Here is a 14848-nt window from a genome sequence, read left to right on the forward strand (position 1 = left end):
GTTGCGCGTCGTCGGCGGTCGCTTGAAGGGGCGCAATCTGGCCTCACCGTCCTCGCGCGACATCCGCCCCACGGCGGACCGCCTGCGCGAGTCCGTGTTCAACATCCTCGTGCACGCCTATGACGATCCGATTGCGGATGCGCGCGTGCTCGATCTCTTCGCCGGCACCGGTGCGCTGGGCATCGAAGCGTCGTCACGCGGCGCGAAATTCGTGCTGTTCGTCGACAACGGCGCGGAAGCGCGGGCCCTGCTGCGGAATAATGTCGAGACGCTGGGCTTGGGCGGCGTGACAAAAGTCTATCGCCGCGATGCGACCGATCTCGGCCCTGCGCATCCGGTCGAGCCGTTCTCGCTGGTGTTTCTCGATCCGCCCTATGGCAAGGGGTTTGCGGAGAAGGCGCTTGCGAGCTTGCACGACGGCGGCTGGCTGACGCCGGGCGCGCTGCTCGTCGTGGAAGAGGCAAAGGTTGCGCAGTTCGTCACGCCGGAGGGCTTCGAGGAATTGGAGCGGCGCGCTTATGACGACACGGAGTTCGTGTTTTTGAAGCGGCCGTAATTTCGAACGTTACCTCCGCCCGAACAGCTTCTCGACATCCGACAGCTTCAGCTCGACATAGGTCGGGCGGCCGTGATTGCACTGGCCGGAGTTCGGCGTGTCCTCCATCTCGCGGAGCAGGGCGTTCATCTCCTCCGGCCGCAGCCTTCGGCCGGCGCGCACCGAGCCGTGGCAGGCCATGGTGGCGGCGACGTGCATCAGGCGGCGCTCCAGAGGCAGCGCCTCGTCCCACTCGGCCATGTGCTCGGAAAGATCGCGCAAGAGCCCGCCCGCGTTGGTCTTGCCCAGCAGGGACGGCGTCTCGCGCACCGCGACTGCGCCGGGGCCGAAGGATTCGACCGCGAGGCCAAACGACGCCAGCTCCTCGCTGCGCTCGAGCAGGCGCTCCACCGTAGCCTCGTCCATCTCGACGATCTCGGGGATCAGCAGGATCTGCCGCTGCACGCCGTTCTCCGCCAGCGAGGCCTTCAGCCGTTCATAGACGATGCGTTCATGCGCAGCGTGCTGGTCGATGATGATCAGGCCGTCGCGGGTCTGCGAGACGATATAGGTCTCGTGGATCTGGGTGCGCGCAGCGCCGAGCGGGCGGTCGACCAGGTCACTGACCGGCTGGGATTCGATCCGCACGTCCGCGCTGGGTGCGCCGACGTCGAACGCCGCTTGGGCACGTTCGGTAAATGCCGGCACGGCGGAGCCGTCGAATGACGGCATAGGCGCGACCGGGGCGGATGGCGACGCCCGCCAGTCCCAGCTTGCCGGGCGGGGCGTGAATGCGGGGCGGAACGACGACAGCGCGCTCTCGCCGCTGTTAGCCGCCGTACGCCGGCCCTCCCGTGCAAGCCCTTCCTTCAATCCGTGCACGATCAGCGCGCGGACGAGGCCGGGGTTGCGAAACCGCACCTCGGTCTTGGCCGGATGCACGTTGGCATCGACCTCGCGCGGATCGAGCGTGACGAACAGCGCCAGCACCGGATGGCGGTCGCGCGGCAGATAGTCGGCATAGGCCCCGCGCACTGCCCCTAGGATCAGCTTGTCGCGCACCGGGCGGCCGTTGACGAAGAGATATTGCCCGAGCGCGTTGGCTTTGGTCAGCGCCGGCGCTGCGGCATAGCCGGCGACCACCACGCCCTCGCGCTCGGCATGGACCTCGATGGCATGGCTGCGGAACTCTGCCCCCAGAATGTCGCCGAGACGCGTCAGGCGACCGGCGACGCCGGGCAGCGCCGCAGCCCAGGTCACCGGCGCGCGCTCTTCGCCCGCGAGCGTGAAGGCGATTTCGGGCCGCGCCATCGCGAGGCGCCGCACCACCTCACGGATCGCTTCCGCCTCGGTCCGGTCGGTCTTCAAGAACTTCAGCCGCGCCGGCGTAGCGTAGAAGAGGTCGTTGACCTCGACCCGCGTGCCATGCGCGAGCGCGGCCGGCATGATCTCGGATTTCTCGCCGCCCTCGACATTGAGCGCCCAGGCGTGCGGCTCGCCGGCGTGCCGCGTGGTGATGGCGAGCCGCGCCACGGAGCCGATCGAGGGCAGCGCTTCGCCGCGGAATCCGAGCGTGCGGATCTGCAGCAAGTCCTCGTCGTCGAGCTTGGAGGTGGCGTGACGCTCGACCGCCAGTGACAGGTCCTTGGCGGTCATGCCGCCGCCGTCGTCGGTGATGCCGATCCGCCGACGCCCGCCGCCATCGGTAAAGACGTCGATCCGGCTCGCGCCGGCATCGATCGCGTTCTCGACCAGTTCCTTGACCACGCTCGCGGGACGTTCGACCACCTCGCCGGCGGCGATGCGGTTGACGACCTGTTCGGGTAATTGGCGGACGGGCATGAAACTCGTTTTTCGGCTTCGATCTTGGGCTTCGATCTTGGGCTTCGATCTGGATTCGCGGAGAACGCTATTCTAGGCCGTGTTGCGTCAAAAGCATGTGTTGGGCAACAGGAACGTGGCGGGCTGGGGAAAAGGGCTGTCTATCGCATTGATGGGATTGGACGTTCGAGAAAATCGCGCAACCGGGATGGATCGATCTCCGGCTGCCGTCCCGATTGTGGGGTACCGGGCTGCGGTGTAGCATCGCGAAAAAACGGCAACAGGACGGGAGGACGCCATGTGCCATCTCTTCGCGCATCAGCCCCAAGGCGACTATGAATCCCAGACCCGCTCCTTACGGATCGGTGGGCATTGCACCTCGATCCGTCTGGAAATGGCGTTCTGGGACACGCTGGAGGAGATCGCGGCCAAGGAGAACATGAGCGTCGGCAAGTTTCTGACGACGCTCTACAACGAGGTGCTCGACCATCACGGCGAGGTCAACAATTTTGCCTCGTTGCTGCGCTGCTCATGCCTGATCTATCGCTCCCGGAGCTTGGCGCCGGTACGGGATTTCAAGGTCGCCGTCGCACCCATTCTTGATGCGGCTGAATAGCCCCTCCGTCATTGCGAGGAGCTCTTGCGACGAAGCAATCCAGACCGTCACCGCGGTGGGATTCTGGATTGCTTCGCGTCGCTCGCAATGGCGGGGAGGGAACGGTGTGCTCCATTCCGAGCCGATGGACGTCGGGCGTCAGATCTCTTTCTTCTGCATCGCGCCGGCAATGTAATCCGCCTGCCGGATCGCCAGCGAAACGATGGTCAGCGTCGGATTGCAGGCTGCGCCGCTGGTGAATTGGCTGCCGTCGGAGACGAACAGGTTCTTGACGTCGTGGCTTTGCCCGAACTTGTTGACCACGCCATCTCTGGGCTTCTCGCTCATCCGGTTGGTACCGAGATTGTGCGTGCTGGGATATGGCGGTGTCGGATAACTCACGGTGGCTCCGACGGCATCGTAGACCGCAGCGCCCTGCTTGTACGCGTGCGCGCGCATCGCGAGATCGTTGGGATGATCATCGAAGTGCACGCTTGCGACCGGCTGGCCGAACTTGTCCTTCACGGTCGGATCGAGCGTGATGCGGTTGGTCTCCTGCGCCATGTCCTCGCCGACCAGCCACATGCCGGCCATCCTGGGATAACCGTCGAGCGCTGCGGTGAACGGACGTCCCCAGGCGCCGGGGTTGAGGAACGCCGCCATGAAGGGCAGGCCGATCGACAGTGTCTCCATCTCGTAGCCGCCGACGAAGCCGCGCTTCGGATTATTTGCGGCCTCGTCGCGGATGATGCCGGCCATGGTGGTGCCGCGATACATGTGCACCGATTTCTCGAAGACGGCGTAGACGCTGCCGGTCATGTGGCGCATGTAGTTGCGACCGACCTGGCCCGATGAGTTGCCGAGGCCGTCGGGAAACATCGTGGATGCGCTGTTCAACAGCAGCCGCGGGCTTTCGATCGAATTGCCGGCCACCGCAACGATGCGGGCCTTCTGGCGCTGCATCGCGCCCGTCTCGTCGGCGTACACCACGCCGGTGACCTTGCCGCCTGCGTCATGCTCGATCTTGACCGCCATGCTCGCGGGACGGACCTCGAGATTGCCGGTCGCCTCGCCTTTGGGTATCTCGGTGTAAAGCGTCGACCATTTCGCGCCGGACTTGCAGCCCTGGAAGCAGAAGCCGATCTGCTGACAGGCGCCGCGGCCGTCGCGTGGCTGGCTGTTGATCGCCATGTTGCCGGTGTGCACGGTTTTGTATCCGAGCTTCTTCGCGCCCGCCTCCATCACTCTGAAGTTATTGTTGCCGGGAAGTCCGGGAATGCCGTTGGTGCGGGTCACCCCCATCTTGTTCTCGGCCTTGGCGTACCACGGCTCCATCTCCGCGAGCGTGACCGGCCAGTCCAGCAGGTTGGCGCCGGGAATGTTGCCGTAGGTGCTCTTCACCTTGAACTCGTGTTCGTCGAAGCGCAGCGACGCGCCGGCCCAATGGGTTGTGGAGCCGCCGACCGCCTTGACGATCCAGGCGGGAAGACCCGAGAAGTCTTTTGCGACGCGCCATGATCCTGATGTGGTGCGCGCATCGGTCCAGGCGAGCTGCGAGAAGCTCTCCCACTCGTCATTGACGAAGTCCTGATTCTCGATGCGGGGACCTGCTTCGAGAATGACGACCTTGACGCCCTTCTGTGCGAGCTCGTTGCCCAGCGTGCCACCGCCGGCACCGGAGCCGACGATCACCACAACGCTGGAGTCGTTCAGATCGAATTTTGCCATATGCGTTCTCCTGAACTGTTGGGTGAGCGTTAAGCCTTCGGCAGCCAGTCGATGTCGGCGAAGCCGCGGTTGATGTAACCGCCGTGCTCGGCGGAGGAGCCCTCGTAGCCGAACCGCGGCCAGACCTCCTTCTGGTTGTAGAGAGAGACGATGAGGTCGCCGCGCACCTTCTGGAAGAAGTCGCTCTGCTCGATCTCCTTCAACAGCACCACGCGATCGGCTTCCCAGGGCACTTCAGCGTAAGCCACCTTGTGGCGATCACGCGCATTCTGATCGAGCCGTGTGATGCCGTCGCTGATCAGCGACTTGACGGCGGGATCCTTCGCCGCCTTGCCGTCCCACGGCTTGATCGCGGTGATGTAATAGCTGTCGCCGAGGACGTCGTGCGGATAGATATCGCGTGCGACCTTCAGCAGCGTCTTCATCGTCGCGGGCGAAAGCGCGCTTGTCTCGTCAGCCCATGCGCCCTCGATGCTGACGGCGACGCTGGTCGCGACTGCCGCGACCGGCACGGCGGTCGCGGCGCCCTTGAGAAAGACGCGGCGGCTGTGCTTGCTTCGACGATCTACTTCTCTCATGGCATTCCTCCTTCGATTTTTTTGGGATTTGAATTCTTGTGGTTCGATCAGTTGAAACGTCCGCCGCGCTGGATCACCTCGATCTTGTAGCCGTCGGGATCGCTGACGAAGAAGAAGCGCGCCAGCGTTTTGCCGTCGTGCTTGAAGTCGCGCAGCTGACCCGGTGCGAGCTTCTCGCGCTCGAAGCGGGCATGTTCGGCATCGAGATCCTCGACAACCACGGCGAGATGTCCGTAGCCGTCGCCGAGCGCATACGGCTCCTTGCGATCGAAATTGACCGTGAGCTCCAACTCGAAGGGTGAGGAGGGGTGACGCAGATAGATCAGGGCAAAGTCTGCGAACTTCAGACGCTCGGTGACTTCCAGGCTAAAGGCCCGTCTGTAGAAGTCGAGTGAGCGCGCCTCGTCGAGTGCGCGGATCATGGAATGGACCGGCTTTGCCATTCAGTTCTGCTCCTTAAGAAAGGCGATGATGGCGGCGCGCGTCTCCGGCTTCGCCTGCCGGTACACCATGACCACGCCGGGAATCACGGCTTGCGGATTGGTCAGCCATGCGTCGAGCTTCGTCTCGTCCCAGGCGAAGGCTGCTTTTGCGAGGGGCTCTGAATAGTGAAAGCCTTCGACCTTGCCGGCGGGCCGCCCGACGATCCCGACCAGCGGCGGACCCTGCCGCACCGGTTCTGACAGGTTCGTGGTGTGGCACACCGCGCATTGCTGCTTGAACAGTGTTGCGCCATCCGGCGGCTTTGCAGCCGGCAAGGGCATCTGCGCCTCGGCCACCCGCACCACCAGCACCATCGCGGTGCACAATCCCAGCACGATCGCGCGCATCGTAAAAAGACCGCCCGTCCACGTCAATTCAGCGTGCGCAAACTCTAGGCGCGGCAAAACATGCGGTGGTAGTAGCGGGCTGTTTCGCTGCGTGCGGAGGTGCACGCGGGTGCGTTGTTCCGCGCTGCCGTATATGCGGAGGACAATTCCGCGAAACCGCCGTCAAATCCCTAAACGATCACCACACGAGACAGGTTGCATTGCGGTCGCGCCGTTCGAACTCGTAACGCGATGGATTGGTTCGGCTCAGGCGGACGGCGCATCAAGCCGCCGAACCGATCATCGCGAAAATCCAGGAGAAATGGATGAAGTTGGTGAAGACCTCCGCAATCGCATGCGCCGTCTCGGCCCTCATTGTGACACCTGTTCTCGCGCAAGGTACGTCGTCTGGCGCCAAGCCTAGCGGCACCGTGCAAAGCAAACCCATGCAAGGCAGCACGATGGGCAGCGGCGACGAGGAGATGAATGCCCAGCCGGGCACGGCGGGCGAGACGACGGGCATGAAGCCGACGAAGGGCACCAGGGGCACGGTTGGCACCACGGGCAGTGCTGCACACAAAGGGACCGCCGACGAGTCCGCGACGGGCGGTGCAGCCACGGGCAAGCGCTACTAGCCAATGGAGTGAGACGGCAGAACTCCGGTCGCCCTGCGGCCGGAGTTCTTTTGCAGTCTCTGCTAGTCGTCGAAACCGCGCCCGCGCTTCGACTTGATGTCGCTGCGGTGTTTCTTGCCCTCGAGCCGGCGCTGCTTGGAGCCAAAGGTCGGCTTTGTCGCGCGCCGGGGCTTCGGCCGGATCATGGCTTCTCCGAGCATCTCCGTAAGGCGGTCGATAGCGTCCTGGCGGTTGCGCTCCTGGGTGCGGAAGCGTTGGGCCTGGATCACGATGACGCCGTCCTTGGTCATGCGCTGCCCTGCGAGCCGGGCGAGGCGCAGCGCGGCATCCTCCGGAAGCGTCAGCTTGCGGGTGTCGAAGCGCAATTGCGCCGAGGTCGCGACCTTGTTGACGTTCTGCCCGCCCGGGCCGGAGGCGCGGACGAAGCCGATCTCGATGTCGTCCTCGTCGATGACGAGATCGCGGGATATCCGCAGCATGGTGGCACCATTCGTGATGCCCGGACATATCCCGGACGCCCAAGTTCGGCAATGGCGCCCCGAAATGCAAATGGCCGGGCGAGCCCGGCCATTTCAGGAAGCGTATGGAAGACGTCAGTTCGACTTCGTCGCCGGTGCGGCTGCGGGTTGCGCCGCGGCCTGCGGAGCGCGGCCGACGACGACGGTCAGCAGGCCCTGGCCCCAGAGGCGCTTTGCGGCCGCCTTGGCGTCGTCCATGGTGACCGCATCGACGACGGCGTTGCGCTTCTCGATATAGTCGATCGGCAGCTTGTCCTGCTGATATTGCAGCAGCGCCTGCGCGAGCTTCGAGGAGGTGTCGAGCGCCAGCATCTGCGAGCCCTTGAGGTAGGACTTGGCCTCGTCGAGCTCCTTCTGCGTCGGGCCTTCCTCGGCGATCCGGCGCACTTCCTTGTCGATGGCGTCGATGGTGTCACCGGCACGGTCGGCGCGGGTGCCGGTATTGCCGATGAAGACCGCCGAATGCTCCATCCAGAGCAGCGATTCGAACACCGAATAGGCCAGCCCGCGCTTCTCGCGCACCTCGCGATAGAGCCGCGAGGACAACCCGCCGCCGCCGAGGATGTGGTTGACAACATAGGCCGCCATGAAGTTCGGATCGCTGCGCTTCACTCCGGGGCCGCCGAAGGTGATCACGGTCTGGGGCACGTCGAGCGTCACGAAAGCGCGTTGCGGCGGCTTGGCGGCCTCGACGTCGGGGACCGGCACGAGATTGGCCTTGGCGGGCAGGCTGCCAAACGTGTGGTCGAGCAGCTTGCCGAGCGTATCGGCATCCACGTCGCCAACCACTGCAATCTTCAGCGTGTCCTTGGCGAGCACGCGGCCGACATAATCCTTCATGTCGGCGACCGTGATGGCCGGAACGCTGTCGAGGTTGCCGTTGGACTGCCTACCGTAGGGATGATCGCCGAAGGCGACCTCCAGGAATTTGCGGCTCGCCAGCGAGGTCGGGTTGGTGGTCTCGCGGCGCAGGCCCGAGATCACCTGCGAACGGATGCGCTCGACATCGGCGGTTTCGAAATGCGGCGAGGTCAGCGCGCTCCGCAGCAGGTCGAAGGCTTCGTCCTTGTTGTCGCGCAGCATGCGCAGGCTGCCGCGGAAGGTGTCGCGGGTGGCGCTGAAGGAGAGCTCGATGGCGCGGCGGTCGAGCCGCTCATGGAAAGTCTTGGAATCGAGATCGCCGGAGCCTTCGTCGAGGAGATCGCCGACCAGATTGGCGACGCCCGACTTGTCCTTGGGGTCCTGGGCCGAGCCGCCGGCAAAGGAATATTCCATGGCGATCAGCGGCACAGTCGCATCCTGTACGAACCAGGCCTCGATGCCGCCCGGCGAGGTCAAATGCTGGATCTTTGCTGCCGCCTGCGACGGCGAGACGGTAGCAAGCGCGAGTGCCGCGCCGGTGACGAGGGAGAATGAGACACGTCGAAGGAAGGGATAGGTCACGAACGCTTCTCCTCGCGCTTGGCGGCGCCGGTGTCCTTGATCAGATAGCCCGTCACCGAGCGCTTCTTCTCGAGCCATTTCTGCGCGACGGTGCGGACCTGCTCGGCGGTAACGGCGCGGATGCGATCTGGCCAGCTCCGGATGTCCTCGATCGACAGGCCCGTGGTCAGTGCGCCGCCATACCAGCGCGCCAGCACCGCCTGGTTGTCCTGGGCGTAGATCGCCTCGGCGATGAGCTGGGTCTTGACCCGCTCGAGATCCTCGGCGCGGATCGGGTTCTGCGCGATGTCGGCGATGACGCCGTCGACCACCTGCTCGACCTCGGCGAAGCTGACGCCGGATTTGGGCGAAGCCGAGATCGCGAACTGGGTCGGGTCGAGCGAGATGCTCGAATAGCTGGCGCTCGCGGAGACCGCGAGCGGCTTGTCCACCACCAGCGCACGGTAGAGATAGGAATTGCTGCCGCTGCCCATCAGTTGCGCCAGCACGTCGAGGGCCGCGCTTTCGCCGGCCGCAGCCGTCGTCGCCGAGGGCACCAGGTAATAGCGTCGCAGGCCGGGCTGCTCGACGCGCGGATCGGCCAGCGTCACGGTGCGCGGCGCCGCGGGCTCGGGCTCCTGCGGGCGGACGCGGCGCGCCGGGATCGCGGGTTGAGCCGGGATGGAGCCGAAATTGCGCTCGACCAGCGGGCGGATGTCGGCGGGCTCGACGTCGCCGGCGATCACCAAGATCGCGTTGTTCGGCGCGTAGAAGCGGCGGTAGAAGGCGAGCGCATCCTCGCGATCGAGCTTCTCGATCTCCTGGTGCCAGCCGATCACCGGCCGGCCATAGGGATGGTTGAGATAGAGCGCGGCCATGATCTGCTCGTTCAGCCGTGCGTCCGGATTGTTGGCGATGCGCATGTTGTATTCTTCGAGCACGACGTCGCGCTCGGGCAACACGTTCTCGTCCTTGAGGATCAGGCCGGTCATGCGGTCGGCCTCGAATTCCATCATGGTCGGCAACTGCTCTTTCGGCACCCGCTGGTAATAGTTGGTGTAGTCCACCGAGGTCGAAGCGTTCTCGTTGCCGCCGACGCGGAGCACGGTCTGGGAGAATTCGCCGACCGGATGCTTCGATGTGCCCTTGAACATCAGGTGCTCGAGAAAGTGCGCGAGCCCGGACTTGCCCGGCGTCTCGTCCGCCGAGCCGACCTTGTACCAGATCATTTCCGTGACGACGGGCGTGCGGTGGTCCGGAATCACCACGACCTGCATGCCGTTTCCGAGCGTGAAGCTGGTGGGTGGAGCCGATGTCACCGTGGTCTGCGCAAGCGATGCGCCGGCCGTGAGGACACACGTCGAAAGCAGCGCGGCAAGGAGGCGGGCAGCCGATCGGTAAGAGGACATCATGATCCTTATGAAAGGCCGAGCCCGGATGTCCGGCTCGGAGGCACGACATGGTACACCGTGCGGCAAACGCTTCGCGTCACGAAGCAGAGAACTCAACTCGGGCGCAAGTTACTGATAAGCAATTAAAGACCGCGTCCGGCGCGCACGAGCCGCCGGCGCGGGATCGCGTCTGTCGGGATCTCGCAAAGGGACAGGAGGCTATTGTTCCTTGTCCTTGCCGGACATGATGTCGAAATAGGTCCGCCGTGTCTTGTCCTCTCCGGCGCCGTAGGCGTAGCTCGGCGACGGCGTCTGGTAGCCCGGCGGCGGCTCGACCAACGACTGGCGCGGCGGCTCGGTCGTGAATTGCTTGGCCTCGCCTTTGTTGTTCGACATCATGCCCCACAGACCGCCGGTGAAACCGAGCTGGGCGGGGCTGAGCGACGGATTGCCGTTGGTGCCCGGCTGAATAGGATCATTGCTCGTGCGCTCGGGTGCGGCTGTCCTGCCGACCTCCATCTCGGCGGGCGACAACGCCCGGCCTGCCTGCCAGCTCTCGGTGGCCTTGACGGCCTTCTTCCGCTGCGCGATGGCCTCCTTGCGGCGTCTCTCGTCAGGGTCCTTCGGCCAGTTCGGTGCGTTCTTGGCTTCAACGCCGGCGGGCGGCGGCAGGTCGAGCTTGGGCGGCACCACCAGCGGCGACCGCTCGCGGTATTCGATACCCTTCTTCTCCATGCTCTTGGCGCCGATGCCCGACATCAGATTGTCGATGAGCTTCTCTTCGAAGGTCATGTCGTCGTCGTCCTCGCCGTCGTCACCGGCGCGGGCGGCGCCAGCCGACATGACGAGACCGATGCCGAGCGCGACAGCGCACAATTTCAACGCCCGCCAGAACCCCTGCCGGGGGTCTTCAACCATCGAACGGCTGGTCTTCGCGCTGCGCATCACTGTACCTGTTCCAAAATGTGGCAGTTTGCCGCTCTCGCGCGGCATAATCCCTCGCAACAGCAAGGTTCCGCCTGCCGGTCCGTATCGGCCGGGATCAGGGCGCTTTTGCGGCGGGTACCCCCAGGAAGGAATCATACAATAGCGCCGCCACGCCAGCAACGATGGCCACGTCCGCGAGGTTGAACACGTACCAATTATAGGTATTTCCGCCGATATTGATGTGAAACAGCGCGAAATCGACCACCGCGCCATAGGCGAGGCGATCGATCCCATTGCCGATGGCGCCGCCAATGATCAGGCCGAGCGCGATGGTTGCCAGCAGGGTGTGGGAGCGGGCCATCCAGATCGCCAGCGCAACCACCGCGAGGACCTTCACGGCCATCAGCGCCATTTGCGCAGCCTGACCGTCGTTCTGGAGCCAGCCGAAGCTGATCCCGATGTTCCAGGCCAGTACCAGGTCGAAGAACGGCGTCACGCTCACCGCGCCGCGACGGGCAAGGTCGAACACGTTCAGCAGCCAGAGCTTTGAGGCCTGATCGGCCACGAGCGTGACCAGGGCCGCGAGGATACCGGCGCGGAGCGGGGTCATGGGCAGCCGGCCACAATAGGCTCCGTCGTCGTCCTGGCGAAAGCCAGGACCCATACTCCGAGGCGGTCGTTGTTTGAAAGACTTGTGGTCATCAGCCTTCGTCGCAATTGGCGGCGGTGGAATGGGTCCTGGCTTTCGCCAGGACGACGGTGAGATCTAGATGCTGACCCCCAGCGCCTTCCATTCGCGCAGCGCCTGGGCATCTCGCGGGGTGACGTCGGGGTATTCGGGGTCTTCACCCACCGCCGGCGAAATCTTCCAGGAACGGGCGCATTTGGTGCCGACCGCCTTCTCCACCACGACAGCGATGCCTGGAACGGCATCGAGACGGAATGCGGAAGCCGGCGCCTCGCCCTCGCGCACCTCGTAGTTCGAGGTGATGCAGATCTCGGCAAGGTCGGTGTCGAACAGCGTCGCAAGCATGTCGCGGTCGGCGACATAGATGACCGGTGATGCCTCCAGCGACGAGCCGATGTTCTTGGCGGCGCGTTCGAGCTCCAGCGCACCGGTGACGACGCGGCGGACGTTGCGGATAGCTTCCCACTTCGCGGCGAGCTTGTCGTCGCGCAGGCTTTCGAGGTCGTCGGGAAACTGCGTCAGGTGCACCGAGGGCTCGGCGTCAGGCCTGTACATGCGCCAGGCCTCCTCCGCGGTGAAGCTGAGGATCGGCGCCAGCCATTTCAGGATCGAGCTGCACAACAGGTCGATCGTGGTCAGCGCCGCCTTGCGCGTCGGCGAGGACGGCGGATCGCAATACAGCGTGTCCTTGCGGATGTCGAAATAGAACGCGGAGAGCTCACTGTTCAGGAAGGCGGACAAGGTCGCGACCACGGTCTTGTAGTCGAACTCCTGATAGGCCTTGCGGACGACGGCAGCACGGACCGCGAGCTCGTGCAGCATCAGCCGTTCAAGCTCAGGCATGTCGGCGGGCGCGACTGCGTCGGCCGGCTTGTAGTGATCCAGCGTTCCCAGCATCCAGCGCACAGTGTTGCGCAGTTTGCGATAGGTCTCGATGGTGTTCTTCAGGATCTCCGGGCCGATGCGTTGGTCGTCGGCATAGTCGGTGGCGCAGACCCACAGGCGCAGGATATCCGCGCCCGAATCCTTGATCACCTTCTGAGGCTCAACGGTGTTGCCGATCGACTTCGACATCTTGCGGCCGTTCTCGTCGAGCGTGAAGCCGTGGGTGAGCACGATGTCATATGGCGCGCGGCCGCGCGTGCCGGCGCTTTCCAGCAACGAGGAATGAAACCAGCCGCGATGCTGGTCGCTGCCTTCCAGGTACATCACGGTGTCGTCGCCGCCATCGACCTTGCGGACGATGTTGCCGAGCTGCGGGAAGTTCTGGCGATCCTCGAGCACGAAAGCATGTGTGGAGCCGGAATCGAACCAGACGTCGCAGATGTCGTCGATCTTCTTCCAGTCTTCTTTCGCGCGCGGTCCGAGGAAGCGCTCGCGGGCGCCGTCCATGTACCAGGCGTCGGCGCCTTCCTCCATGAAGGCCTCGGCGATGCGCTGATTGACGATCTCGTCCTGCAGGATCTCGGCCGAGCCGTCGTTGTTCTCGCGCACGAACACGGCGATCGGAACGCCCCAGGCGCGCTGGCGCGAGATCACCCAGTCCGGACGATTGGCGATCATGCCGTTGATGCGGTTCTCACCCGACGGCGGCACCCATTGCGTGACCGAGATCGCCTGCAGCGCGCGGGCCCGCAGCGTATCGCCCTTCCTGGCGTGGCCATTCTCGCTGACATCCTTGTCCATCGCGATGAACCATTGCGGCGTATTGCGGAAGATCACCGGCTTCTTCGAGCGCCATGAATGCGGATATTGGTGCTTGAGGCGGCCGCGCGCGAGCAGCTTGCCGGCCTCGATCAACGCCTTGATGACGGCCTCATTGGCATCGCCCTTCTCGCCCTTGTCGTTGAGCACGCGCTTGCCGGTGAAGCCGGGGGCCTGCGCAGTATAGGCGCCGTTCTCGTCGACAGTGTAGGGGATCGCGGTCGAGATGCCGCGTTCATCGAGCTCGCGGGTGTTGGCCATCCAGACGTCGAAATCCTCGCGGCCGTGGCTCGGCGCGGTGTGCACGAAGCCGGTGCCGGTATCGTCGGTGACATGCTCGCCGGCGAGCAGCGGCACGATAAACGTGTAACCGCCATCGAGGCCGCGCAAGGGATGGGCACACTCCACGGCGTCCAGCGTGTCGCCGGGAATGTCGCGCACCTTCTCATAGGCCGTGACGCGCGCCTGCTTGAACACCTCTGCGGCAAGCGCATCAGCCAGGATCAGGAGATCGCCGGTCTTCGCCCAATTGTCCGCGGCCGCATCCGTGACCTTGTAGAGGCCGTAGGCGATCTTCGGCGAGAACGAGATCGCGCGGTTGCCGGGCAGTGTCCAGGGCGTGGTCGTCCAGATCACGACCGAAGCATTGGCGAGCGCACCATGTGCCGGGGACGTGACGGGAAACTTCACCCACACCATGTCGGAGGTGTAGTCCTCGTACTCGACCTCGGCCTCGGCGAGCGCGGTCTTCTCGACCACGCTCCACATCACCGGCTTGGAGCCGCGATACAGCGTGCCGTTGGCGGCGAACTTCATCAGCTCGCGGGCGATCTGCGCCTCCGCGGGATAGCTCATCGTCTGATAAGGATGATCCCAGTCGCCGATGATACCGAGGCGCTTGAATTCCTCGCGCTGCACGTTGATCCAGTGTGTCGCATAGGCGCGGCACTCTTTCCGGAACGCCACCATCGCAGCGGAGTCGCGGAAGTCGGGCTTCTGCTTGCCCTTGGAGCGGTAGTTCTCTTCCTCGATCTTCCATTCGATCGGCAGGCCGTGGCAGTCCCAGCCGGGCACATAGTTGGAGTCGAAGCCGAGCATCTGCTGGCTCTTGGTCACGACGTCCTTGAGGATCTTGTTCAGCGCGTGCCCGATATGGATGTTGCCGTTGGCGTAGGGCGGGCCATCATGCAGCACGAATTTGGCGCGGCCCTGGGCTTCCTGGCGCAGTCTGTCGTAGAGGCCGATGTCGTTCCAGTATTTCAGCAGCTCCGGCTCGCGCTGCGGCAGGCCGGCGCGCATCGGGAATTCGGTCTGCGGCAGGAACAGGGTTTTGGAATAGTCTTTGGCTTCGGATTTTTGGGATTTTTGTGGCTTGTCGGACATGAGGCTGACTGGCTCGGAAAGGCGCGGGAACGGATGGCGATGCGGAATCGCGGGTGAAACGACAACATCCCGGTCTTGCGCCGAGCCGAAAGCTCAGGCGGAGGCCGGGCCGCT

General features: G+C 64.4%; 14 protein-coding genes. 3 read left to right on the plus strand and 11 right to left on the minus strand.

What is annotated here, in order from left to right; translation table 11 throughout:
- Position 1: 1 nt before the first annotated feature.
- Complete coding sequence (gene rsmD / locus IVB41_RS06760) at positions 2-556, plus strand: 16S rRNA (guanine(966)-N(2))-methyltransferase RsmD (protein WP_247428238.1); 555 nt, start codon at positions 2-4, stop codon at positions 554-556.
- Between the two features lie 9 nt (positions 557-565).
- Here rsmD and mutL read toward each other — a convergent pair whose 3' ends face one another.
- On the minus strand, positions 566-2377 hold the full coding sequence (mutL, locus tag IVB41_RS06765; RefSeq protein ID WP_247428241.1) for a DNA mismatch repair endonuclease MutL: 1812 nt from the start codon (positions 2375-2377) through the stop codon (positions 566-568).
- Between the two features lie 277 nt (positions 2378-2654).
- On the opposite strand from mutL, the gene IVB41_RS06770 reads away from it, so the two are divergent.
- Positions 2655-2972, plus strand: a complete 318-nt coding sequence (locus IVB41_RS06770) for a ribbon-helix-helix domain-containing protein (protein ID WP_247428245.1) — start codon at positions 2655-2657, stop codon at positions 2970-2972.
- Positions 2973-3110: 138 nt separating this feature from the next.
- Here the strand turns inward: IVB41_RS06770 and IVB41_RS06775 are convergent, their stop codons facing one another.
- Genes IVB41_RS06775 through IVB41_RS06790 form a run of 4 tightly spaced genes read right to left on the minus strand, consistent with a single transcriptional unit; the run spans position 3111 to position 6087 of the window.
- Positions 3111-4679 carry a GMC family oxidoreductase gene (locus IVB41_RS06775; RefSeq protein ID WP_247428249.1) on the minus strand — a complete coding sequence of 523 codons (1569 nt, stop codon included), beginning with the start codon at positions 4677-4679 and terminating at the stop codon, positions 3111-3113.
- A 29-nt stretch (positions 4680-4708) separates the two neighbouring features.
- On the minus strand, positions 4709-5257 hold the full coding sequence (locus tag IVB41_RS06780) for a gluconate 2-dehydrogenase subunit 3 family protein (protein WP_247357953.1): 549 nt from the start codon (positions 5255-5257) through the stop codon (positions 4709-4711).
- A 47-nt stretch (positions 5258-5304) separates the two neighbouring features.
- A complete protein-coding gene (locus IVB41_RS06785; RefSeq protein WP_027565406.1) occupies positions 5305-5700 on the minus strand; it encodes a VOC family protein in 396 nt (131 codons plus the stop codon).
- Positions 5701-6087 carry a cytochrome c family protein gene (locus tag IVB41_RS06790; RefSeq protein ID WP_247428252.1) on the minus strand — a complete coding sequence of 129 codons (387 nt, stop codon included), beginning with the start codon at positions 6085-6087 and terminating at the stop codon, positions 5701-5703.
- 305 nt (positions 6088-6392) lie between these two features.
- Here IVB41_RS06790 and IVB41_RS06795 point away from each other — a divergent pair, with 305 nt between their 5' ends.
- Positions 6393-6701 (plus strand): hypothetical protein, encoded by a 309-nt coding sequence (locus tag IVB41_RS06795; protein WP_247428271.1) that lies wholly within the window; start codon positions 6393-6395, stop codon positions 6699-6701.
- Between the two features lie 62 nt (positions 6702-6763).
- Here IVB41_RS06795 and arfB read toward each other — a convergent pair whose 3' ends face one another.
- The 6 genes from arfB to ileS form a co-directional block, all read right to left on the minus strand.
- Positions 6764-7180 (minus strand): alternative ribosome rescue aminoacyl-tRNA hydrolase ArfB, encoded by a 417-nt coding sequence (gene arfB, locus IVB41_RS06800; RefSeq protein WP_018453479.1) that lies wholly within the window; start codon positions 7178-7180, stop codon positions 6764-6766.
- Between the two features lie 114 nt (positions 7181-7294).
- The gene (locus IVB41_RS06805) at positions 7295-8662 is read right to left on the minus strand and encodes a pitrilysin family protein (RefSeq protein ID WP_247428274.1); all 1368 of its coding nucleotides are present in this window, start codon (positions 8660-8662) and stop codon (positions 7295-7297) included.
- Positions 8659-10053 carry a pitrilysin family protein gene (locus IVB41_RS06810; protein WP_247428277.1) on the minus strand — a complete coding sequence of 465 codons (1395 nt, stop codon included), beginning with the start codon at positions 10051-10053 and terminating at the stop codon, positions 8659-8661. Before IVB41_RS06810 ends, IVB41_RS06805 begins: the two co-directional genes overlap by 4 nt.
- A 198-nt stretch (positions 10054-10251) precedes the next feature.
- A complete protein-coding gene (locus IVB41_RS06815; RefSeq protein ID WP_247429092.1) occupies positions 10252-10977 on the minus strand; it encodes a hypothetical protein in 726 nt (241 codons plus the stop codon).
- A 97-nt stretch (positions 10978-11074) separates the two neighbouring features.
- Entirely contained in the window at positions 11075-11569 is a 495-nt protein-coding gene (gene lspA / locus IVB41_RS06820) for a signal peptidase II (protein ID WP_247284532.1), read from the minus strand.
- A gap of 156 nt (positions 11570-11725) precedes the next feature.
- Entirely contained in the window at positions 11726-14734 is a 3009-nt protein-coding gene (ileS, locus tag IVB41_RS06825; RefSeq protein ID WP_247428295.1) for an isoleucine--tRNA ligase, read from the minus strand.
- Positions 14735-14848 lie beyond the last annotated feature (114 nt).

The organism is Bradyrhizobium sp. 44 (genome assembly GCF_023073095.1).
Taxonomy (GTDB): Bacteria; Pseudomonadota; Alphaproteobacteria; order Rhizobiales; family Xanthobacteraceae; genus Bradyrhizobium.